Source organism: Mesorhizobium comanense, from assembly GCF_005503535.1.
Lineage (GTDB): Bacteria > Pseudomonadota > Alphaproteobacteria > Rhizobiales > Rhizobiaceae > Mesorhizobium > Mesorhizobium comanense.
Map to the genome: position 1 here is coordinate 668,779 of NZ_SCNN01000001.1, position 22,351 is coordinate 691,129.

General features: G+C 63.6%; 21 protein-coding genes. 16 read left to right on the forward strand and 5 right to left on the reverse strand.

Annotation, left to right across the window (positions count from 1 at the left end; all coding sequences use genetic code 11):
• Positions 1 to 25 precede the first annotated feature (25 nt).
• The 6 genes from FFS37_RS03150 (at position 26) to FFS37_RS03175 (ending at position 7,595) form a co-directional block, all read left to right on the forward strand.
• Positions 26 to 1,837: an acyl-CoA dehydrogenase gene (locus tag FFS37_RS03150; RefSeq protein ID WP_137929464.1), complete on the forward strand. Its 1,812-nt coding sequence runs from the start codon at positions 26 to 28 to the stop codon at positions 1,835 to 1,837.
• A 133-nt stretch (positions 1,838 to 1,970) separates the two neighbouring features.
• On the forward strand, positions 1,971 to 3,140 hold the full coding sequence (locus FFS37_RS03155; RefSeq protein WP_137929465.1) for an acyl-CoA dehydrogenase family protein: 1,170 nt from the start codon (positions 1,971 to 1,973) through the stop codon (positions 3,138 to 3,140).
• A 31-nt stretch (positions 3,141 to 3,171) separates the two neighbouring features.
• The gene (locus FFS37_RS03160) at positions 3,172 to 4,380 is read left to right on the forward strand and encodes an acetyl-CoA C-acetyltransferase (RefSeq protein WP_137929466.1); all 1,209 of its coding nucleotides are present in this window, start codon (positions 3,172 to 3,174) and stop codon (positions 4,378 to 4,380) included.
• Positions 4,381 to 4,383: 3 nt separating this feature from the next.
• On the forward strand, positions 4,384 to 4,803 hold the full coding sequence (locus FFS37_RS03165; RefSeq protein WP_137929467.1) for a YbaY family lipoprotein: 420 nt from the start codon (positions 4,384 to 4,386) through the stop codon (positions 4,801 to 4,803).
• A 14-nt stretch (positions 4,804 to 4,817) separates the two neighbouring features.
• Positions 4,818 to 7,040: a 3-hydroxyacyl-CoA dehydrogenase NAD-binding domain-containing protein gene (locus FFS37_RS03170; protein WP_137929468.1), complete on the forward strand. Its 2,223-nt coding sequence runs from the start codon at positions 4,818 to 4,820 to the stop codon at positions 7,038 to 7,040.
• A 12-nt stretch (positions 7,041 to 7,052) separates the two neighbouring features.
• Positions 7,053 to 7,595 (forward strand): thioesterase family protein, encoded by a 543-nt coding sequence (locus FFS37_RS03175; RefSeq protein ID WP_137929469.1) that lies wholly within the window; start codon positions 7,053 to 7,055, stop codon positions 7,593 to 7,595.
• Between the two features lie 56 nt (positions 7,596 to 7,651).
• Here FFS37_RS03175 and FFS37_RS03180 read toward each other — a convergent pair whose 3' ends face one another.
• Positions 7,652 to 9,298, reverse strand: a complete 1,647-nt coding sequence (locus tag FFS37_RS03180; protein ID WP_137929470.1) for an ankyrin repeat domain-containing protein — start codon at positions 9,296 to 9,298, stop codon at positions 7,652 to 7,654.
• A gap of 275 nt (positions 9,299 to 9,573) precedes the next feature.
• Here FFS37_RS03180 and FFS37_RS03185 point away from each other — a divergent pair, with 275 nt between their 5' ends.
• From FFS37_RS03185 to FFS37_RS03195, 3 genes are all read left to right on the forward strand, one after another.
• Complete coding sequence (locus FFS37_RS03185) at positions 9,574 to 9,876, forward strand: hypothetical protein (protein ID WP_137929471.1); 303 nt, start codon at positions 9,574 to 9,576, stop codon at positions 9,874 to 9,876.
• Positions 9,877 to 9,999: 123 nt separating this feature from the next.
• A complete protein-coding gene (locus FFS37_RS03190; protein WP_137929472.1) occupies positions 10,000 to 10,644 on the forward strand; it encodes a S24 family peptidase in 645 nt (214 codons plus the stop codon).
• Positions 10,645 to 10,653: 9 nt separating this feature from the next.
• Entirely contained in the window at positions 10,654 to 11,508 is an 855-nt protein-coding gene (locus FFS37_RS03195) for a thermonuclease family protein (protein ID WP_408631427.1), read from the forward strand.
• On the opposite strand, the gene FFS37_RS03200 is transcribed toward FFS37_RS03195, so the two are convergent.
• Entirely contained in the window at positions 11,474 to 13,120 is a 1,647-nt protein-coding gene (locus tag FFS37_RS03200) for a lysine--tRNA ligase (RefSeq protein WP_137929474.1), read from the reverse strand. The genes FFS37_RS03195 and FFS37_RS03200 overlap by 35 nt on opposite strands.
• A 173-nt stretch (positions 13,121 to 13,293) precedes the next feature.
• On the opposite strand from FFS37_RS03200, the gene FFS37_RS03205 reads away from it, so the two are divergent.
• Positions 13,294 to 13,707, forward strand: a complete 414-nt coding sequence (locus FFS37_RS03205) for a tellurite resistance TerB family protein (protein WP_137929475.1) — start codon at positions 13,294 to 13,296, stop codon at positions 13,705 to 13,707.
• 21 nt (positions 13,708 to 13,728) lie between these two features.
• Here FFS37_RS03205 and FFS37_RS03210 read toward each other — a convergent pair whose 3' ends face one another.
• Entirely contained in the window at positions 13,729 to 14,580 is an 852-nt protein-coding gene (locus FFS37_RS03210; RefSeq protein WP_137929476.1) for a transporter substrate-binding domain-containing protein, read from the reverse strand.
• 261 nt (positions 14,581 to 14,841) lie between these two features.
• Here FFS37_RS03210 and FFS37_RS03215 point away from each other — a divergent pair, with 261 nt between their 5' ends.
• The 3 genes from FFS37_RS03215 to FFS37_RS03225 all read left to right on the forward strand — a co-directional run bounded on the left by FFS37_RS03215 (position 14,842) and on the right by FFS37_RS03225 (position 17,065).
• On the forward strand, positions 14,842 to 15,573 hold the full coding sequence (locus tag FFS37_RS03215) for a helix-turn-helix transcriptional regulator (RefSeq protein ID WP_137929477.1): 732 nt from the start codon (positions 14,842 to 14,844) through the stop codon (positions 15,571 to 15,573).
• A gap of 98 nt (positions 15,574 to 15,671) precedes the next feature.
• On the forward strand, positions 15,672 to 16,310 hold the full coding sequence (locus FFS37_RS03220) for an acyl-homoserine-lactone synthase (RefSeq protein ID WP_137929478.1): 639 nt from the start codon (positions 15,672 to 15,674) through the stop codon (positions 16,308 to 16,310).
• Positions 16,307 to 17,065: an enoyl-CoA hydratase-related protein gene (locus FFS37_RS03225; protein ID WP_137929479.1), complete on the forward strand. Its 759-nt coding sequence runs from the start codon at positions 16,307 to 16,309 to the stop codon at positions 17,063 to 17,065. Before FFS37_RS03220 ends, FFS37_RS03225 begins: the two co-directional genes overlap by 4 nt.
• Before the next feature lie 105 nt (positions 17,066 to 17,170).
• On the opposite strand, the gene ppk2 is transcribed toward FFS37_RS03225, so the two are convergent.
• Positions 17,171 to 18,079 carry a polyphosphate kinase 2 gene (gene ppk2 / locus FFS37_RS03230; RefSeq protein ID WP_137929480.1) on the reverse strand — a complete coding sequence of 303 codons (909 nt, stop codon included), beginning with the start codon at positions 18,077 to 18,079 and terminating at the stop codon, positions 17,171 to 17,173.
• 110 nt (positions 18,080 to 18,189) lie between these two features.
• Here ppk2 and FFS37_RS03235 point away from each other — a divergent pair, with 110 nt between their 5' ends.
• The 3 genes from FFS37_RS03235 to FFS37_RS03245 all read left to right on the forward strand — a co-directional run bounded on the left by FFS37_RS03235 (position 18,190) and on the right by FFS37_RS03245 (position 21,398).
• A complete protein-coding gene (locus FFS37_RS03235; protein WP_137929481.1) occupies positions 18,190 to 19,455 on the forward strand; it encodes an ATP-binding protein in 1,266 nt (421 codons plus the stop codon).
• A 113-nt stretch (positions 19,456 to 19,568) separates the two neighbouring features.
• A complete protein-coding gene (gene phoU / locus FFS37_RS03240) occupies positions 19,569 to 20,294 on the forward strand; it encodes a phosphate signaling complex protein PhoU (RefSeq protein WP_137929482.1) in 726 nt (241 codons plus the stop codon).
• A gap of 96 nt (positions 20,295 to 20,390) precedes the next feature.
• Positions 20,391 to 21,398 (forward strand): magnesium and cobalt transport protein CorA, encoded by a 1,008-nt coding sequence (locus tag FFS37_RS03245; RefSeq protein ID WP_137929483.1) that lies wholly within the window; start codon positions 20,391 to 20,393, stop codon positions 21,396 to 21,398.
• Between the two features lie 91 nt (positions 21,399 to 21,489).
• On the opposite strand, the gene FFS37_RS03250 is transcribed toward FFS37_RS03245, so the two are convergent.
• Positions 21,490 to 22,008 (reverse strand): GcrA family cell cycle regulator, encoded by a 519-nt coding sequence (locus FFS37_RS03250; RefSeq protein WP_137929484.1) that lies wholly within the window; start codon positions 22,006 to 22,008, stop codon positions 21,490 to 21,492.
• Positions 22,009 to 22,351: the final 343 nt, after the last annotated feature.

Here is a 22,351-nt window from a genome sequence, read left to right on the forward strand (position 1 = left end):
CAAATCCGCAGGGTGGAGAAAAAGCATGCCGACATACAGGGCTCCGGTCCAGGATACGCTGTTCGTCCTCAACGAGGTGCTGGGCTATCAGCGCTATTCGAACCTCCCCGGATTTTCCGACGCCACGCCCGACGTGCTTGAGGCGATCCTCGCCGAAGGCGCCAAGCTCGCCGAAAACGTCATGCATCCGCTCAACCGTGTCGGCGACATGGAAGGCTGCGTGCGCCACGAGGACGGCTCGGTGACGACGCCGAAAGGGTTCAAGGAAGCTTTCGACCAGTATCGCGAAGGCGGCTGGATGGGGCTCGCCGCGCCGGCCGAGTTCGGTGGCCAGGGGCTGCCCTACATGGTGCACCAGGCGGTCTCCGAATACATGGTCTCGGCCAACATGGCGCTGATGATGTATCCGGGCCTGACACAGGGCGCGATCGCGGCGATCATCACCCACGGCACCGATGAGCAGAAGGCGACATGGCTGCCGAGGCTGGTCGAGGGCGCCTGGACCGGCACCATGAACCTGACCGAGCCGCATTGCGGCACCGATCTTGGCCTGCTGCGCACCAAGGCTGTCCCCAACGGCGACGGCACCTACAGGATTTCAGGCCAGAAGATCTTCATCTCGGCCGGCGAGCACGACATGTCGGACAACATCATCCATCTGGTGCTGGCCCGCATCGAAGGCGCACCGGACGGCGTGAAGGGTATTTCGCTGTTCATCGTGCCCAAGCTCAAGCTCGATGCTTCAGGCAATCCCGGCGAGAAGAACACGCTCTCCTGCGGTTCGATCGAGGAGAAGATGGGCATCCACGCCAATTCGACCTGCGTCATGAACTACGACGAGGCAGAAGGCACGCTGCTCGGCGAGGCCAATGGCGGCCTGAAGGCCATGTTCACGATGATGAACGAGGCGCGGCTCGGTGTTGCCCTGCAGGGGCTGTCGCTGTCCGAGATCGCCTACCAGAACGCCGTTTCCTACGCCAGGGATCGCCTGCAGGGCCGTTCGCTGTCGGGGCCGAAGGCGCCGGACAAGAAGGCCGACCCCATCATCGTCCATCCCGACATCCGCCGCAGCCTGATGACCATGAAGGCGTTCAACGAGGCCGGCCGCGCGCTGGCACTGTGGACGGCGATCAAGTCCGACATCGCGCACCGCTCCCCCGACGACAAGGACCGGCAGGCCGCGGAGGACTACACCGGCCTGATGACCCCGGTGGTCAAGGGCGTGTTCACCGACAAGGGTTTCGACCATGCCGTCATGGCCCAGCAGGTGTTCGGCGGTCACGGCTACATCGAAGAGCACGGCATGAGTCAGTTCGTGCGCGATGCCCGCATCGCCATGATCTATGAAGGCGCCAACGGCATCCAGGCGCTCGACCTCGTCGGCCGCAAGCTTGGCCTCAATGGCGGCCGCGCCGTGCAGGCCTTCTTCAAGGAGGTCGGCGAGTTCTGCGAGGAGAACCGCGCCGACGAGAAGATGGCGCCGTTCACCAAGGGTCTGAAGAAGGGCCTCAACGACCTGCAGGCGGCGACCATGTGGCTGGTGCAGAACGGCATGGCCAAGCCCGACAATGCCGGCGCCGCCTCGACCGACTACATGCATCTCTTCGGCCTCGTGGCGCTGGGCTACATGTGGGCGCAGATGGTCAAGGTCGCGCTTGGCAAGACCGGCGCCAACGGCTCCCAATCTTTGCACGAAAATAAAGGGGCGTTCTACGACAACAAGGTCGTGACGGCGCGCTTCTTCATGGAGCGCATCATGCCGGAGACCTCGGCGCACCTCGCTCGCATTTCGAGTGGTGCGGACACGCTAATGGCTCTTCCAGCGGAAGCGTTCTAGGGTTGACTGGCGTCCTCCTCCCCCTTGAGGGGAGGGCGGCCCGAAGGGCCGGGAGGGGTCCGGCGTGCAGTGCGCCAACGTCCCCTGAACTGATGTGCCCTGGCAGGGGCGCTGGCGTAGCGGAGGAAACGGCATGACCAACCCAGCAGAGATCCTTGGCCTTCCCAAGCCCGCCTGGGCTGCGGACGAGGTCGGCATGCTCTACGACATGGCAAGCCGCTTCATGGCGGAGGAAATTGCGCCGCGTTACGACGAGTTCGAGAAGAACGAGATGGTCGACCGCGAGAGCTGGCGCAAGGCCGGCGCCGCCGGCCTGCTCTGCGCCTCCATGCCGGAAGAGTATGGCGGCTCGGGCGGCACGTTCGCTCACGAGAGCGCCATCATCGAGGCCATCGGCCATGTCGGCGTCGACGGATTCGGCATCGGCCTGCACAATTCGATCGTCGCGCCCTACATCCTCCACTACGGCTCGCAGGAGCAGAAGAAGAAGTGGTTGCCCAGGCTCGCCACCGGCGAACTGATCGGCGCCATCGCCATGACCGAGCCGGGCGCCGGCTCCGACCTGCAGGGCGTCAAGACGCGCGCCGAGAAGGACGGCAACCAGTACAAGATCAACGGCTCCAAGACCTTCATCACCAACGGCCAGCTTGCCAACCTCATTATCGTCGTCACCAAGACCGATCCGGAAAAGGGCGCCAAGGGCACCTCGCTGATCGTCGTCGAAACCGACGAGGTCGAAGGTTTTGAACGCGGCCGCAACCTCGACAAGATCGGCCTCAAGGCCAACGATACGTCGGAACTGTTCTTCAACGACGTGCGCGTGCCCACCTCCAACCTGCTCGGCCATGAGGAAGGGCAGGGCTTCATCCAGCTGATGCAGCAATTGCCGCAGGAGCGGCTCCAGATCGGCACTGGCGCCATCGCCATGATCGAGCGAGCGCTGGCGCTGACCATCGACTACGTCAAGGAGCGCAAGGCCTTCGGCAAGGCGATCATCGACTTCCAGAACACCCAGTTCAAGCTGGCCGAGCTCAAGACCGAGGCGACCGTCGGCCGCGTCTTCTACAATGACTGCGTCACCCGCCACATCAATGGCGGTCTCGACCCGGTCACCGCCTCGATGGCCAAGTACTGGCTCTCCGACCTGCAGGGCAAAGTCGTCGACGAATGCCTTCAATTGCATGGCGGCTATGGCTACATGAATGAATATCCGATCGCCCGCATGTTCCGCGACGCTCGCGTCCAGCGCATCTACGGCGGCACCAACGAGATCATGAAATTGCTGATCGGCCGCTCTCTCTGAGCATCGACCGGCAAACCCAAGGAGCAGGAAAATGGCCGAAGCTTATGTCTATGACGCCGTTCGCACGCCGCGCGGCAAGGGCAAGAAGGACGGATCGCTGCACGAAGTGCCGGCGGTGCGCCTTGCCGCCAAGACGCTGGAAGCGCTGCGCGACCGCAACGGGCTCGATACCGGCACGGTCGACGACATCATCTTCGGCTGCGTCGATCCCGTCGGCGAGGCGGGTTCGGTCATTCCGCGCGCCGCCGCTTTCGAGGCCGGCTACGACACCAAGGCGCCCGGCATGCAGATTTCGCGCTTCTGCGCCTCGGGCCTCGACGCCATCAATTTCGGCGCCGCCAAGATCGCGCAGGGCGCCGACGAGATCGTCATTGCCGGTGGCGTCGAATCCATGTCGCGCGTCGGCATGGGGGCTTCCGGCGGCGCCTGGTTCATGGATCCCTCGGTCGGCCTTCCCGGCTGGTTCGTGCCGCAGGGCATCTCGGCCGACCTGATCGCCACCAAATACGGCTTTTCCCGCGACGATGTCGACGCATACGCCGTCGAGAGCCAGAAGCGGGCCGCCAAATCCTGGGCCGACGGCCGCTTCAAGAATTCGGTCATTCCGATCAAGGACCAGAACGGCCTGACCATCCTCGACCATGACGAGCATATGCGGCCTTCGACCGACATGCAGTCGCTGGCCTCGCTCAACCCGTCCTTCGTCATGCCCGGCGAAATGGGCGGCTTCGACGCGGTTGCCGTGCAGAAGCATCCCGAGGTGGAAGAGGTCAACCACGTCCACCACGCCGGCAATTCCTCGGGCATCGTCGATGGCGCCGCCGCCGTGCTGCTCGGTTCGAAGAAGGCCGGCAAGGCGATGGGCCTGAAGCCGCGCGCCCGCATCCGCACCTTCGCCAACATCGGCTCCGAGCCGGTGCTGATGCTGACCGGTCCGGTCGACGTCACCGAGAAGCTTCTGAGGCGCGCCAAGATGAAGCTGTCGGATATCGACCTGTTCGAGCTCAACGAAGCCTTTGCTTCCGTCGTGCTGCGCTACATGCAGGCATTCGAGATCCCGCATGACAAGATCAACGTCAATGGCGGCGCCATCGCCATGGGCCATCCGCTCGGCGCCACCGGCGCCATGATCTTCGGCACCGTGCTCGACGAACTGGAGCGCCGCGACCTCAACACCGCGCTGGTGACGCTGTGCATCGGTGCCGGCATGGGCACCGCCACGATCATCGAGAGGGTCTGAGCGATGGCGGAACTCACCCGACGCGCGCTGCTGACATTGATCGGCGCCACAGCCCTTGTCGCCGGCGGCGCCGACGCCGCCAGCGCCGCGCGCGGCCGGGCCAGCATTCGCCTGCGCGGCGTTGTTCGCTACGCCGCCAGCGGCCCGCTGCCTCCCGGCAGGCTCACCATTCGCCTTGAGGAGCAGGGCGTCATGGACAAGGCCGCCCGGCGCATCGCCGTGGCCACGGCGCGCAGCACCGGACGCAGCCGGACCGTTTCGTTCGAGATGGATGTGCCGCGCGCGGCACTGGAACGGGCGGTCGACCCCGGCTTTACGGTGCGCCTGGAGCGCGGCGGCCGGCTGATCGCCATCAACACGTCAAAGCAAAGCTACCGGGGCCACCGCGCGGTGTCCCTGACAATCGAACCCATCCTGTATTGAGGGGGACAAAGATCATGGCAAGCTATACGAATTTCACGCTCGACACCGACGCCGACGGCATCGTGCTGGTCACCTGGAACATGCCGGACCGCTCGATGAACGTGTTCACCGAGGAGGTGATGCGTGAACTGAACGCCATCGTCGATCACGTCGCGGGCGATGCCGCCGTCAAGGGCGTCGTCATCACCTCCGGCAAGGACACGTTCTCCGGCGGCGCCGACATCACCATGCTGCAGAAGATGCTGGCTACTTTCGCGGCCGAAAAGGGCAAGGACGTCGAAAAGGCGACCAAGGCGCTGTTCGAGAATGCCGGCTATATGACCGGCCTGTTTCGCAAGATCGAGACGTCGGGCAAGCCCTGGGTGTCGGCGATCAACGGCACCTGCATGGGCGGCGCGTTCGAGATGTCGCTGGCTTGCCACGGCCGTGTCGCGGCCGATAGCGACAAGGTGAAGATGGCGCTTCCTGAAGTGAAGATCGGCATCTTCCCTGGCGCCGGCGGCACCCAGCGCGTGCCGCGGCTGACCGACCAGCAGCAGGCGTTGCAGATGCTGACGTCGGGCCAGAACCTGTCGCCGCAGAAGGCCAAGGCCATGGGACTGATCCATGAGGTCGCTGAGCCGGCCAAGCTGGTCGAGACCGCCAAGGCGATGATCAGGAACGGCCTGAAGCCGGTGGCGCCGTGGGACGAGAAGGGCTTCAAGCTGCCCGGCGGCCAGATCTATTCGCCTGCGGGTTTCAATCTGTGGCCGCCGGCCATCGCCATCCTGCGCCGCGAAACCTACGGCAATTATCCAGCCGCGGCCGCGATCCTGAAATGCGTCTACGAAGGCCTGCTGGTGCCGTTCGACACCGCGCTCAGGATCGAGCAGCGCTATTTCACCGAGATCATGCAGACGAAGGAGGCGGCGGCCATGATCCGCTCGCTCTTCGTGTCGCTGCAAGAGTTGAACAAGGGCGCCCGCCGCCCGGCTGGCGTGGCTGAAACCAAGTTCAAGAAGATCGGCATCCTCGGCGCCGGCTTCATGGGCGCCGGCATCGCCTATGTCACCGCCAAGGCCGGCATCCCGGTGGTGCTGCTCGACAGAGACACGGAGTCGGCTCAGAAGGGCAAGGCCCATTCCGACAACCTGGTTTCGGATCAGGTGAAGAAAGGCCGCGCCAAACCCGAGGAGAGGGACAAGCTGCTGTCGCTGATCACGCCGACCGCAGACTATGCCGATCTCGCCGGCTGCGACCTCGTGGTCGAGGCGGTGTTCGAGGATTCGGGCGTCAAGAAGGCCGCCACCGAACAGGCCGAGGCAGTGCTGAAATCGTCGGCGATCTTCGCCTCCAACACCTCGACCATCCCGATCACCGGCCTGGCGAAGAATTCGGCGCGGCCGAAAAATTTCATCGGCATCCATTTCTTCTCGCCGGTCGACAAGATGATGCTGGTCGAGATCATCCTCGGCAAGAAGACCGGTGACAAGGCGCTCGCGGTCGCGATCGATTTCGTGCGCGCCATCAAGAAGACGCCGATCGTCGTCAACGACACGCGCGGCTTCTACGTCAACCGCTGCGTGCTGCGCTACATGTCGGAAGCCTACAAGATGCTGATCGAGGGCGTTCCGGCGCCGATGATCGAGAATGCGGCTAAGGCCGCCGGCATGCCGGTCGGCCCGCTGGCGCTGACCGACGAGACCGCGATCGACCTTGCCCAGAAGATCATGAAGCAGACCATCAGGGATCTCGGCGACAAGGCCGTCGATCCCCGCCAGATGGCGCTGATCAACACCATGGTCGACGACCACGGCCGCTTCGGCCGCAAGAATGGCAAGGGCTTTTACGACTACCCGGCCAAGCCCGCCAAGAAGAAGCTGTGGCCCGGCCTCAAGGATCTCTATCCGCAGCAGAAGGCCGATAAGGTCGATTATGAGGAATTGCAGCAGCGCCTGCTCGTCACCATCGCGCTGGAAGCGGCGCGGGTGATGGAAGAGGGCATCGTCACCGATCCGCGCGAGGCCGATGTCGGCTCGATCCTGGCCTTCGGCTTCGCGCCCTACACGGGTGGCGCTCTGTCCTACATCGACGGCATCGGTGCGAAGCGCTTCGTCAAGATCGCCAAGGGCCTGCAGAAGAAATACGGCGCCGAATTCAAGGCGCCCAAGCTTTTGCTCGACATGGCGGAGAAGGGCGAGACCTTCTACCAGCGCTTCGACCCCTATCAGAAGGGCGAGGTCAAGCAGGCCGCCTGACGGGCGAAGGAAATGTATGTCTGGGCGCGCATGGCGCGCATGCTGGCCACGACGCGAAGCCGTGGTCCCTATGTGATGGGTGCGGAAGGGCGGCTGGCTTTTCGCTGCCTGCCGACCGATATCGATTTCAACATCCATCTCAACAATGCGCGCTACATGATGCTGGCCGATCTCGGCCGTATCGACCTGTTCGTCCGTGCCGGCCTCATCCGGCTGGCGCGCAAGAACGGCTGGGCACCGATGATGGGTGGGCTGCAGGCGGTCTACGCGCGCGAGATTCGGCTGTGGCGCTGCTTCGAAGTGGTGTCTTCGATCGAGACCTGGGAAGGCAGCCAGGTCATAGGCAAGCACCGTTTCGTCCTCGACAATGGCGAGACGGCCGCGCTGATCCTGACGACGGCCGGTGTCTACGACCGCAAGGCACGTAGCTTCATCGACATCGACGAGGTCGTGGCGGCGCTTGGCCGTGCTGCCGCGCCGCGCCCACCCACGGAAACCGAGCGCGCCTTCATCGCCTCGCACCGGAACCTGCGCGAACAGGCCAAGCGAAGCTGATCGGGCGGGCTCGATGGCCGGCCCGACCGCGCCCGGCCGGTTCAGGTTCGGCTGCGTCAGTCCGGCGTTCCAAGCAGGAAGTCGGTTACCTCGTCCGAAAAGACCATCACCGTGTCGTCGAAGGCGACGGCCCGCCTGCCTTGCGGGTCGGGCCGGCCGGCCGGCATGCCGTGCGCCACGAGCGCCTCGGCGCAGCCAACCCAGTCGCCGGCGCTTTCGGGCTCGTTGACGGACGCCCATCCGAGCGTCCCGCGCACATCGCCGCCGAAGCCGTGCCGTTCCTTCCAGTCGGCGCCGTGCTCCAGCAGGAACCGCGTGAGGCCGGCATCGCCGCGAAACACCGCGTGGTTCAGCGCCGAGGCGTCCCAGTCGCCGCCGCGCGTCGCGATTGGCCAGCCGAGTCTGACCATTGTTTTCACCGCCTCGTCGCAACCTTGCGCGGCAAGCTCGGGCAGGAGCCTCAACTGCTGGTCCGACAGTGCGCCTGGCAAGTCGGGCCTGCGGGCTTTGATTGCGCGCGCCGCCGCTTCGTCGCCTTCTGCGCAGGCGGCGATGAACCGTTCCTCGTCGGGAAGCGGTTCGTCATCGCCCGGCTGCCGCAACAGCGCCGCGACATCCGGCAAGCCGAAGCGCAGCGCGACCTGATAGGCGCTCAAGCCTCCGGGGGTTCGCACCGATGGGTCGGCGCCCGCCGCGAGCAGCGCCTGGATATGGGCTGGAGAGCGCCGCCGCCGGATCGCCCATAAAAGCGGCCTTCCCCAATCGGCGGTCGGTTGACTGCCTGCAGGCTCATTCGGGTTGGCATCCGGTGCTGCAAGCAGCAATTGCAGGGCTTCCAGGCTGTCGAGATCGAGAACCCTGTAAAGCGCGTTCGAGCCGGTGACACGGGCGCCGGCTTCGAGCAGAAGCCGCGTGCAGGCCGGGTTCTCGAGTGAATGATAAAGCGATTCCCCATCGTTCGGATCAGCGCCGGCATCGAGCAGCAGCTTCGTCATCACCGGATCGTGGTTCTGGCCGGCGGCCCCATAGAGCGCCGAGAGCGGATACTCCTGCGACGGCTTTTCCAGCGAGGCGGGCGGCCAGCGGCTGCCCACCGCCTGGTTCGGGTCGGCGCCTGCCTCAAGCAGGAGCCCGGCGGCGGCATGAAGAGCGTCACGGTAGCGCGGCAGCCGCGCCAGGCTCGAATGGGTCACGGCCATCAGCGGCGGCAGGGCGAGGGGGCCGCCCGCACGATTGACCCAGCCGGCATCTTGCCTGACAGCGCTGCGCAGCATCGCCCCGTCGCCAACCGCGCAGGCGAAGTACGCATCTCCCCCGACGAGATCCGGGCGGTCTTCGATCGCGCGGGCCGCGGCAGCCGGGCTCGCCCTGTTGGTGCTGCCGCTGATGTCACCGGCATAGATGAGCCCGGCCAGGGCGCGGATCGCGGAGGCCCGGTCGGCGCCAGACGCACGCTGCGCGACGACGAAGCTGCTCAGATCGCGCCATGAGGGAAATTCGTATTCGCGCGCCAGGCAGGACTGGGCGTCGTGCAGGCGCAGGCCGAGCGCGAGGATCGCCTTGTCTTCCAGGCCCGCCGCAGCCGGTAGCGCTTCGCGAAAGCGCGCAAGGGCGCCCGCTTCGCCGCGCCGATAGGCCACGAGCAGTTCCTTGGCCTGCTTCTTCAGCAGGTCGAGATCGGGACGGTTGGGGAGTCGTTTCATGAAAACCTCCGTGCGTTCTTCGCCGAAGGTCCGCAAATCCGGCTGCACAAAGGTTTGGGTGTCAGCTCATCGATGCAAGTGGGTTCAACCCTTCCCGCGGACCCGGATGCGGCCTGCACCGCGGCTTGACCATAGGGTCATTCCGCGACCGGGGTCAATCCGGCAGCATCGGCGCCAGCTTGATCACACCTTTGCAGTCAGGCCGCGCAGGCTCTTTTGCAGCCGGTTGAAACGGTATATTAGTCATAGATAATATACATAGGAGGGCAGTTATCATGCGCATGATGCTGAAAGTCACCGTTCCAACCGTCGAAGGCAACAAGGCGCTCAAGGACGGAAGCATGGAAAAGTTCATCGGGCACAGCCTGTCCGAGCTGAAGCCGGAAGCCGCCTATTTCACCGTGGAAAAGGGACAGCGCACGGCCTATTTGTTCGTCGACATGAAAGACAGCTCCGACATGCCCTATTATGGCGAGCGCTTCTTTCTTGCTTTCAATGCCGCCCTTGATTTCGTGCCGGTCATGAACGCCGAGGAGCTCAAGAAGGGGCTGCCCAAGGCTATGGCCGGGGTTGCATAGCCTGCAACCGGACGCTGAGGCCGCGCAGATTTCTCGACGTTCCACCGGCGCGCCGATGGACAAGGGGGTGGTCGCGCGCTAGACAGGGAGAGGCATTTTTTCCTGTTCTGAAGGAGAGCGAGATTGCTCTCACACGACCGCGTATGGGCCGCAATCGACGCTCTCGCCGAGCGCTATTCGCTCTCGGCTTCGGGCCTTGCGAGGCGCGCCGGGCTCGACTCGACCGCTTTCAACAAGTCGAAGCGGCTTTCATCCGACGGCCGGCCGCGTTGGCCGTCGACCGAATCGCTGGCCAAGATCATCGAGGCAACGGGGGCTTCCCTCGACGAGTTCACCGGACTGATCGAGGGCCGTAGCGTCCCCGGGGCTGTACCCGCCCGACGGCGCTCCGTACCGCTGCTTGGCTTTGCCCAGGCCGGCGCCGGCGGCTTCTTCGACGATGCCGGCTTTCCGGCGGGGCAGGGCTGGGACCTGGTGGAACTTCCGGCGCAATCGACCGAAAGCGCCTATGCGCTGCAGGTGCAGGGCGATTCCATGCTGCCGCTCTACCGCAATGGCGACGTGCTCATCGTCGAGCCGGGCGCGGCCACCCGCAAGGGCGACCGCGTCGTCGTCAAGACCACGTCGGGCGAAGTGATGGCCAAGGTGCTCGAGCGCCAGACCGTCAAGTCGATCGCCCTGGTCTCCCTCAATCCCGATCACCCTGACCGCGATATCGCCATGCGCGATGTCGAGTGGGTGGCGCGGATCGTGTGGGCGAGCCAGTAGGTCTGCGTGGTGCGGCTCCCTCATCTTGCCCTGGCGGTTTTGATGGTCCCGGTGATGGCCGGACTGGTCATTGTCGGCGGCCACAGGCTGAAAGGCCCTGAAAGCACTGTCGCGGTGGACCAGATCGATCCTGGCGCCGACATGGGGGCCGGGGCAGGCACCGAGGCGACGTCAGGGGAAAGCGCCACATCGGCAATCCCGGCACCCGGGCAAACACCGAAGCCGGCGGTGCATTCCAGGGCCATCGATCCGCAATTGGTCGCGCCGCCTGAACTACCTGCCGGCGATTTGGAGCGCATCGAGCCACGCGAGCCGCTGAGCAAGCTGGCGCTCGCCCCGCCGCCCAAGCCGAAGATGCCGGACGACTGGAACGGTACCAAGCTGTTTCAGCCGGTCGCGCCGGCCGCCGGCCTGATCGACGCCAAAGGCTACTCTGTCGCCGTTTCCGGCATCGACATCCTCAAGCCGGACGAGACATGCACCACCGACGGCAAATCCTGGCCATGCGGCATCCGCGCACGAACGGCATTCCGCGGCTTCCTGCGTGGCCGCGCGGTGGTTTGCACGGTGCCGCCCGAAGGCGGGCGCGACCTGATCGCCGCCGAGTGCCGGATCGGCAAGCTGGATGTAGGCCAGTGGCTGGTTGAAAATGGCTGGGCGCGCGCCGCCAGCGACGGACCCTATGTCGAGGCCGGCGACAAGGCGCAAAAGGCCAAGGTGGGTATTTTCGGATCGGCGCCGAACCTTGCCGGCATGCCCGCGGCGCCCGCCGCAGCCGCCCCGGCGCCCGAGGCGCCGGGTTCGATCCTGGAAGAGGACGGCGGCGTCCTCAAACCAGCTGGCCAGCCAGCGCCTTCCGAATGAGCTCGCGCGTTTCGGCGACGCCGTAGAGCGCGGCGAAGGAGCCGAAGCGCGGACCGCGCTCCTGGCCGATCAGCACCTGGTAGATCATCTGGAAGAAGGCGCCTGAAACGCCGGGCCCGCCCTCGGGGCTCTGCTTGGAATGGTCCTGGTAACGCTCGATCTTTCGCGCCACGTTGAGCGAGGCGTTCTGGATCGCTTCGCCGCTCGCACCCTCCGGCAGGTCGCCGAGCGCCTTTTCCAGAATTTGAAGCGCTTCGCGTTCGACGTCGTCGGCCGGGCGAAACGTTTTCGTCGGCTTCACGAAGTCGTCGAAATAACGGATCGCATAGCCTGTCAGCCTGTCGAGCTCGGGATGGGTGGCCGGCGTCACGCCCGGGGCGTGGCGCGAGATGAAGCCCCACAGCACATCCTTGTTCTGCGCATTGGAGGCGCTGACAAGATTGAGCAGCAGCGAGAACGGCACCGGCATATCGATGGCGGGCGGGTTGCCGTCATGCATATGCCAGACCGGGTTGCCTAGCCGCTCCTTCCAATCCTGCCGAGGGTAGGCGGCGAGGAAGGTGTAATACTCGTCCACCGCCCTCGGAATGACGTCGAAATAGAGTTTCTTCGCCTGCCGTGGCCGCTGGTACATGTAGAGGCCGAGGCTCTCGGTCGGCGCATAGGTCAGCCATTCGTCGATGGTCAGGCCATTGCCCTTCGACTTCGAGATCTTCTGGCCGTTCTCGTCCAGGAACAGTTCGTAGACGAAATGCTCCGGCGCACGTCCGCCCAGTATGTTGCAGATGCGGTCATAGACCACCGCATTGGTCTGATGGTCCTTGCCGAACATCTCGAAATCGACGCCGAGTGCCGCCCAGCGCATGCCGAAGTCCGGCTTCCACTGCAGCTTCACCTTGCCGCCGGTGATCGAAAGCGTGGTCTCGGTGCCCTCGTCGTCGAAGGTGATGGTGCCGGCCTTGGCGTCGACATGCTTCATGGGGACATAAAGCACGCGGCCGCTCCTGGGCGAAATCGGCAGGAACGGGCTGTAGGTCGCCTGCCGCTCCGGCCCGAGCGTCGGCAGCATCACGGCCATGATCTGGTCGTAGCGTTCGGCCGCGCGAATGAGCATCGCGTCGAAGCGGCCGGACTTGTAGTACTGCGTTGCGCTGGCGAACTCGTAGTCGAAGCCGAACGTGTCGAGGAAGCGGCAGAGCATCGCGTTGTTGTGGTCGGCGAAACTCGCATAATCGCCGCCGAACGGATTGGGCACCGAAGACAGCGGCTTGTGCAGATACGGCTCGAGCGCGGCGCGGTCCGGGACGTTGTCGGGGATCTTGCGCATGCCGTCCATGTCGTCGGAAAAGCACAGGAGCTTGGTCGCGACCTTGTCCTGCGTCAGGATGCGGAAGGCGTGGCGCACCATGGATGTGCGCGCCACCTCGCCGAATGTGCCGATATGCGGCAGGCCCGACGGCCCGTAGCCGGTCTCGAACAGGACCGTTGCGGGAAAATCACCGCCTTTGTAGCGCTCGATGATCTTTTTGGCTTCCTCGAACGGCCATGCCTTGCTCTCGGCCGCTGCCACCAGCAGTTCGGGGTTGAGATCGATGATGTTTGATCCCGCCATAATCGTGTTTTCCAGTTATTCGTCGGCCAGACTGTTGGCTGGTACGGCCGCAGGTGTCGATTTTCATCCGGTCTCTAGGCGTGCATGGCCGGAGCGTCAACGCGTGGAGCGCCTTTTTCCTTGCGGCGCCAATGGCGCGTTCCTACCTTCGAAGCCCGTCAAAGGAGTAAAGAATGCCGTCGCCGACCCCGCATGAAGCCTTGATCTACCTGATGGTCATCACGTCCGCCTCAGACCGTGACATGACCGATGTCGAATTGGCGCGGATCGGCGAAGTCGTCCGCTCATGGCCGGTGTTCGAGGATTTCAGGCACGACCGGCTGGTCGAGGTTGCCCAGGACTGCCAGCAGATGCTGCATGAAAAGGATGGTCTTGAAGGCGTTCTCGCACGCGTTGGCGAGGCCTTGCCTGAACGTCTCCGCGACACCGCCTATGCCGCCGCCTTTGAGGTCGCCGCCGTCGATCTCGAAATGCGCATGGAGGAGGTGCGGGTGCTGCAGCTTATCCGCCGGGAGCTCGATCTCGACACGCTGACCGTTGCCGCCATCGGCCGTGCCGCCAAGGCGCGCCTGCGCACACTGACCTGAGAGTCTCTTTGGCCGCGGCCCCTAGAAAAAGCTGACCGGAAAGTAGCGCAGGTAGAATTCGGCGAAGGTGCCCTTCATCGAAATCTCCTGTAGCGCATAGTCGAGCGCAGATGCCAGCGCCGGATTGTCCGCCTTCGTGGCGATGGCCAGGCCTGTTCCCAGATATTCAGGCGCGAGATAGGGACCGCCGGCAAAACGGCAGCAGCCGGCCGCATCGGAGCCGCCGAGCCAGAAGGCGAAGCGCATGCCGTCGCCGAAGGCGGCATCGATCTTGCCCGCCTTGAGATCGCCGTAGAGGGCGTCCGGTCCATCGAAGGTGACGACCTGGACCGTTTTGAAATAGTCCCTCAGCATGCGCTCATGCGCCGAGCCCGCGATGACGCCGACGCGCTTGCCGCGCAGCTTGTCGAAGATCGGCTCCGCCAGCGCCTTGCTTTTCGGCATGATGAAGCGGGCTGGAAACTGCAGATAGGAGCGCGAGAAGGCGTATGCCTGGCGCGACTGCGCCGTGGCGGCGATGCCTGCGATGATCGCTTCGCCTTCGCCCTTATCGAGCGCGCCCTGGAGCTCGGCCCAGGGCAATGCCTGGATCTGGCATTTGTCGGCAACTCCGAGCTCCGCGCATATGGCGCGCGCCAGATCGATATGGAACCCGGACAGCTTTCCCGAGCCGTCGAGAAAGTTGAAGGGCGGAAAATCCGTGGTCGTCAGGAATCGCAGTCGCGGCAGGGCCGAAAGATCCGGCTTGGGCAGCCGTTCCTTGGCGTCCCACAACACTGGCACCTGTGGCTCGGCGGCGTGCGCTCGGGCAGCCCATGATGGCGCCGCGATCAGGGCCGCCGCCAGGATCAGGGACCTCCATTGCAACGCCACGATAGAACTCCGCCCGCACTCACCTATGCACCGGTTTTGGTACGAAAATGGTACAGGCACAATGGTTTTTGATTTCAACGCGCCAATTTCAGGATATGGTCTGGTGCGTTTGCAAACAGCGGTGGCTGCCCTGGTGGGGGTACCAGGGTCGAGAACCACAACCGGAAATGTGCGCGTTGCAATCCGCGGTCGGTGGCAAAGTGCGCGCAAGGCGCGGACCATCGATCCCAATGCATAAGGCAACATGGGGTTGATGTTGCGATGAGTCAGTTCGATCGAACGCTGGAATACATTGACCAATTGCAGCACGCCGCAACGGCGGCTGCGGTCTGCGAGAGACTGCTGGGCGTAACGTCGGATTTCGGTCTGACCGCGCTGATGGCCGGCACCGTCCCGCAGCCGGGCACGCCGGTCGGTCAGCAGAAGCAGCATGTTCTGCTGTGCGATTGGCCCGTCGAATGGCTGGAGCGCTACGTGGCGCGCAACTATGTCGATCACGATCCCGTGGTCAGCCACATGAAGCAGCTGCAGGCGCCGTTCAAGTGGCAGGAAGCCGCGCGAGGCGTGTCCATCGACAAGAGCAGCGGCGAAGTGATGGGAGACGCGGGTTCCTTCAAGCTGCGCGACGGCCTGGCTTTCCCCTTGATTACACTCGATGGCCAGATCGTCATGGTCTCGCTGGGCGGTGAGGCGGTCGAGCTGTCGGCGGCCGAGTTCGGCCTGGTCTCGCTCGTCTCGACCTATGCCGTTGGCCGCGCCATGCAACTTCACACCATGGCCGGCAGGACGATCGACCATATCGAGTTGACGCCACGCGAACGCGAGTGTCTGCAATGGGCGGCAGTCGGCAAGTCGGAATGGGAGATTTCGCAAATCCTCGGTATCTCCGAACACACATCGGAGAAACATCTTCTTAACGCCAAAAGCAAACTCGGTGCCGTGAACCGGGTGCAGGCAGTCGCCGAGGCGATACGGCGCGGCTACATTAGCTAGGATGGCCGTGCCGGACCAGAATTTCTTGCCTACGTGATCACGCAATTTTCCCACTGAAGCACGGCCGTATCTTCCTCTTAAACCCAGGAGACGACGGAATGCTTTTTTGTCTTACAACCCAAGAACTGATGGAACGTCCCGACTTGTGGGAGGCGGTCCATCGGCTGCGTTACCAGATATTTGTCGAAGAGATGGGGTGGGAGGATCTTCGGCGCCCGGATGGTTTCGAAGTTGATCAATTCGATCATGACGAGGCGGTGCATCAGATCGTCATCCGGGGCAATGAAATCGCCGGCTATCAGCGGATGCTGCCGACCACGCGGCCGCATCTTTTGACCGAGGTCTTGACCGACCTCTCCGAGGGAACGCCACCCTCAGGCCCCAACATCTGGGAGTTGACCCGCTATGCCGTGGCCTCCGGCTTCCGCGACGGCCGTCGCGGCGTTTCGACCGTCGGTACGGAATTGATCGCCGGTTTCGTCGAGTGGGGGCTGAAGCGCGGCGTCGACAAGGTGATCATCGAATTCGAACCGATGTGGGTGCTGCGCGCCTTGCAGCTGCATTTCCTGGCGACGCCGCTGGGCTATCAGCGCACCTATGGCAACCAGCAGGTCGTGGCGACGCTGCTCACCTTCAACGAACATACGCTGGAGGTGGTGCGCTCGCGCCGCAATCATCATGCTCCGGTCCTGGCCAGGGGATATCCCGACATGTTCGGGCAAAGGAGGGCGTCATGAGATCGGATACGGTCGTGCACCCGCAGCCTGAACTGCGCAACCACACGCTGATCGTCACCGTGTCGTCGACCGATGGCCGGCCGGTGCTCGACAGAAGGGCCTATGAGAGCCTTGCCAGGACGTTCCACGAGGCCGCGGAAAACGACGAGGTGCGTGTCGTCGTGCTGCGTGGCCTGGCGGGTTGCTTCTGCCTCGGTGGCGATTTCTCGGAATTCCTCGATGCCACCAAGCATCAGAAGCTGATCGCCGCCGTCACCGACATGTTCCGCATGCTGGCGACGTTTCCCAAGCCGATCCTGGCCTGTGTCGATGGCGATGCCGTTGGCGTCGGATGCACCATCCTGTTCCACTGCGACATGGTGATCGCATCCGGCGCGAGCACTTTCCGGGTGCCGTTCGTCGATTTCGGCCTGGTGCCGGACGCGGCGACCAGCATCCTGGCGCCGCAGAAGCTCGGCTATGCCGGCGCCTTCCGCTTCTTCTGCCTCGGCGACACGCTGAACGCCGAGGATGCCAGGGCGCTCGGCCTCGTTGCCGAGATCGTCCACGGCGGTGTCGAGGAGGCCGCGCTCGGCCGGGCAAGGCAACTCGCCAAGAAACCGGTGGCGGCCCTGCTTCAGACCCGCGGGCTGCTCAAGGGAAATCCCGGCGCACTGTGCGAGCGCATCGACGAGGAAATATCGCTGTTCCAGCAGGCACTGCAGGATGACGCCACGCTGCGGCGCCTGCAACGTATCGCCAGGCTTGCGGCCTGAGCGATGGCCTGAGCAATTCCGGGAAAATGGTTCGCCGTTTCCGTGAAACGGTGAACCTGTCCTGGAATGCCGTGCCGCGTGGGGAACCATGCGGCGCGGCGAAAATCACCCTTCCTTGCCGAGGAACGACGGCCCGTCGCCGATGATCTTCTTGTCTTCCTTGCCGATCACATCGAGATCGCGTCCCTCATAGGGCAGCGACAACAGGATGCGGCGCATCACCGCCAGCCGCGCGCGGCGCTTGTCGTTGGCGCGCACGATGATCCATGGCGCGAACTCCTTGTGGGTACGCTCGAACATGGTGTCGCGCGCCTTGGTGTAATCGTCCCACTTGGTGATGCCGGCAATGTCGATCGGCGAAAACTTCCAGCTCTTCAGCGGGCTGTAGCGGCGATCGTGAAAGCGCTCGAGCTGCGTCTCCTGGCCGATGTTCAGCCAGAATTTGAAGAAATGGATGCCATCATTGACGATCATCCGCTCGAAATGCGGCGTCTCGTCGAGGAACCGCTCGTGTTGTTCGGGCGTGCAGAAGCCCATCACCGGCTCGACGCCGGCGCGGTTGTACCAGGAGCGGTCGAAGGTGACGAATTCACCCGATGTCGGGAAGTGGTCGACATAGCGCTGGTAGTACCATTGCCCAAGCTCGGTGGGAGTTGGCTTGGTCAGCGCGACATTGCGCGCGGTGCGCGGGTTGAGGTACTGGCGAACCACGAAGATCGTACCGCCCTTGCCGGCGGCGTCGCGGCCCTCGAACAGCGCCATCGCCCGCTTGCCGGTCGCCTGCAGCCAGGCCTGCGCCTTGACCAGTTCGATCTGCAGCTTCTCGAGCGTCTCGTCATACTCCTCGCTTTTCATTTTCTTGTCGTAGGGATAGCCGCCCGCGGTCAGCTTGTTGTTCTCGACCCAGTCCGGAAGCTCCCGGTTCTCGATATCGAATTCCCGCTCCTTGCCGTCGATCTTGAGCTTCAACGGCGCCGAGGCCGGTTCGGCGGATTTTTCCTTGGCTTTTTTCATCGAGACAAACCTTTCCAGCTTCCGGACTCATGCTATTGGGGGCCTTCCTGCCGGTCCAGCACGAAAGTTGCCAGGCTGGCGAAACCTGGCAATGCGGGACGCAGGGGCCAATGGCTGACCGGGGCGCGGACGACAAGGATGTGGCGGGGACGATCGCCGCCCGGCTATGGAACGGCCGCTGGCTGATCCTGGCGGGCTTTCTCGCAATTCTCGCTGTATATTTCCTTGCCGGCATTTCCGCCTATGTGCTGGTGCCGGCTTTGGCCATGCTGCTCGGGGCCGCGCTACTGCCTGCCGGCGGGGCGGGCCAGTCGCCAGAGGACGCTGCCGCCATCGAGGCGATTGGCTTGCAGCGCCTGTCTGGCGAGTATCTGGCGGCTGCCGTTGCCGATCCGCTCATCATCTTCGATCATGCCGCGACGATCGTCCATGCCAATGCCTCCGCCTTCGCGGCCTTCGGCGGCATCGCACCGGGCATATCGCTGCCGCTGAAATTCCGGGCGCCGGAGATGCAGGCCCTGCTGGACAGCATGCTGTCTGGCGCCGTCGCATCTGACGTTGTCGACTATACCGAGAAGCTGCCGGTCGAACGCGCCTACCGGGTCAGCGCGTCCTCGGTCGGGCACGGCACGGATCTTTATGTGCTGGTGTTCAAGGACCAGAGTGAGGCGCGACGCATCGACCGCATGCGCGCCGACTTCATCGCCAATGCCAGCCATGAACTGCGCACCCCGCTCGCCTCGATAGCTGGTTTCATCGAGACGCTGCGTGGACCGGCCCGCAACGATCCGGCGGCACGCGAACAATTCCTGCAGATCATGCAGAACCAGACAGGCCGCATGGCGCGGTTGATCGACGACCTCCTGTCGTTGTCGCGGCTGGAGATGAAGCCCTATCTCAAGCCCGGTACCGAGGTCGACCTGCGCCAGACCGTCGACGGCGTCATCGATTCACTTGCCCCGCTGGCGCGGGAAAACAATGTCGCCATCGAGCGGAATTTCGCCCAGGGAGCGCTCAGTGTGCCGGGTGACCGCGACGAGCTGTTTCAGGTCTTCGAGAACCTGCTGGAGAACGCCTGCAAATACGGCCAGTCGGGCGGCCGCGTCGTGGTGTCGATCGCGCGCGGCAACGACGGTTCCGAACCCGGCTTCGACGTAACGATCAGGGATTTCGGCCCAGGCATTCCCGAGGAACACATTCCGCGCATCACCGAGCGCTTCTACCGCGTCGACGTCGAGAGCAGCCGGACCCAGAAGGGCACGGGGCTCGGCCTGTCGATCGTCAAGCACATACTGACCCGCCACAACGCCAGGCTGACGATCAAGTCCGAGGTCGGCAAGGGCGCCGCCTTCTCGGTCCATTTGCCGGCGCACTGATATCGCCCTAGTTTTCCACCGGACCGTTTCTTTTTTCTGTCATCCGGGTAGCGTATCAGCGGGGATTCGAGGAAACGACTCAAAATCAAGAACCGTGGGAAGGCATTTCGTCCATGCAGTCCGTGCACATAATGAGCGCCTATGACGAGGAGCTGAAATTTCTGTCCAAGCGCATCGCTGCCATGGGCGGCCATGCCGAACGCATGGTCGAGCAAGCGGTCGCCGCTCTGGTCAATGCCGATCCCGGACTGGCCCAGAAAGTCATCCGCGACGACGTCGTCCTGGATGAGGGCCAGCGCGAGATCGACGACAAGGCAATCATCATCATCGCCAAGCGCCAGCCGATGGCGACGGATCTGCGCGAGATCGTTGGCGCGATCCGCATTTCCGCCGATCTCGAACGGGTCGGCGACCTCGGCAAGAATGTTGCCAAGCGTGTGGTCGCCGTCACGGACGGCCGCCAGCCGACCAGCCTGTTTCGCGGTCTCGAAGCCCTGGCCAACCTTGCGCTCACCCAGCTCAAGGAAGTGCTCGACGTCTACGCGTCGCGCTCGGTAGACAAGATCAGCTTCGTGCGCGACCGCGACGATCAGATAGACGCCATGTACACGTCGCTGTTTCGCGAACTGCTGACCTACATGATGGAAGACCCGCGCAACATCACGCCCTGCACGCATCTCCTTTTCTGCGCCAAGAACATCGAGCGCATCGGCGATCACGCCACCAACATCGCCGAGACGATCTATTACATCGTCACCGGCGATCAGATGCCCGCCGACCGGCCGAAGGGCGACAAGACCGACAAGATCAGTCTTTCCGCGTCAATGCCGGCAAACTGAGAGGCTTCCGGCCTCTCGAACGCTCGACCATATTGCGCTAAGCTGACCGGCCAAGCTCGTCGGCCTCCACCAAGGCCAAGCTTCCGGGAGGCTGCGATGGATTATGTTCGGGAGTCCAAGCCCGCGCCGCCGACGTCGGGTATCATCGCCTCCAGTGTCTATGTGGCTGGTCGGCGTATCGCCGATATTCCGATCGAGGAAGCCGGCGAATGGGCCAGGAAATCCGGGCATGTGGTCTGGATCGGCCTGCTCGAACCGGACCGCGAGCTTCTGTTGCGCGTCCAGGCGCAGTTTCATCTGCACGAACTGGCGATCGAGGATGCGGAGCATCCGCACCAGCGGCCCAAGATCGAACAATATGGCGATGCCCTGTTCATTGTCGCCCGCACCGCGCAGTTGATCGAAGGCCGCGTCACCTTCGGCGAGACCCATCTCTTTGTCGGCTCGGGCTACATCGTCAGCGTCAGGCATGGCCCTTCGACATCCTATGCCGCCGTTCGCCAGCACTGGGAAAGCTGTCCGCACTCGCTGGCCAAGGGTGAGGATTTCGTCCTCTATGCCATTCTCGATTTCATCGTCGACAACTACATGCCCGTGCTGGAGCAGATCGAGGACGAGGTCGAGGCAATCGAGGACCGGGTGCTGCTGAAGCCGATGACAGGTCCCGATATCGAACGGCTGTATATGTTGCGCCGTGATCTCCTTCGCCTGCGCAATGCGGCGCTGCCGCTGGTCGAGGTCTGTCGTCGGCTGACCAGCGCCGACCTGCCGCAGATCCATTCAGCCATGCATCCCTTGTTCCGCGACGTGACGGACCACATCCGCACCGTCCAGGAAAAGATCGACAGTCTGCGCGAGGTGCTGGCCTTCGCATTCGAGGCGAGTTTGCTGGTCGGTCAAAGCCAGGAAACGGCGATTTCCAAGAAACTGGCCTCATGGGCCGCCATTCTTGCGGTGCCGACCGCATTCGCCGGCATCTATGGCATGAACTTCACCGACATGCCGGAACTGAAGATGGAATATGGCTATCCCATCGTGCTGACCGCCATCGCGCTGATCTGCGCGTTTCTCTACTGGCGGTTCAGGAAGAATGGCTGGCTGTGAGTGAGAGGTGAGTAGTGAATAGTCAGTAGTAGTTAGGGAGGATTGGCTCCCCTACTCGTTCACTATTCACTATTCACTATTCACTATTCACTCAGCGATTGCGCCGCCGCTCCGCCGCCGGCTGGAACGCCACGCGGGCGTGATACTTGCAGTAGGGACCGGTTTCGGCGGCCTCGTTGCCGCAGAAGTTGAAGTCCTCCGACAGCGGATCGCCGTTCGGCCATTTGCAGGTGCGCTCGGTCAGTTCGACCAGCTGCAGGTGGCGTGAGATCGGTACCACGACATTTTCGACCGGACGGATGTAGTGCCGCACCACCGGCTCCGCATCGAACTGTGCCTGCAGCGCCGTCGCGCCGATCGAGGTGGTGACGTGGCGCGTGGCCGTCGCGGCGCGCGCCACCGACTTCTGCACGCTCGAACCTTGCGTCGCCTTCTTCTGACGTGCAGGCGTCGCCGTCGCGCGGCCACGGCCCGACAGTTTCAGCCGGTGCACTTTGCCGATGACCGCATTGCGGCTGACCCCTCCAAGCTGGGCAGCAATCTGGCTTGCGCTCAGACCCTCCGACCACAGTTTTCGTAAGAGTTCGACCCGCTCGTCAGTCCAGTTCATGAGACCGCGCTCCTGCTAAGCGTGCGGCAATCGGAATCCGTTTCCGGCCCAGCACCACTGCTGGGGCAGACACCACATATATCTGGTGATTAGGTCCGCCGCACGAAATCTAGTTATTTCTCGACTACAACTACCTTATGCGCTGACTCGGTGACAAGAGTCCCAAGTGCAACACGAATCGGTTTTTTCGGTTTTCCCCAACTTGCCCGCTCGCTCATGAGCCGGCGTCTCGTCAGGGGGCTTGCCGCGCGGCACTACGCGACGTTTTCGTTGACTTCATGGCCGAAAAACACGATAAGCCGCACAAGGCCGCCGCTTTGGCGGCTTTTTTGATTTTCCGGTA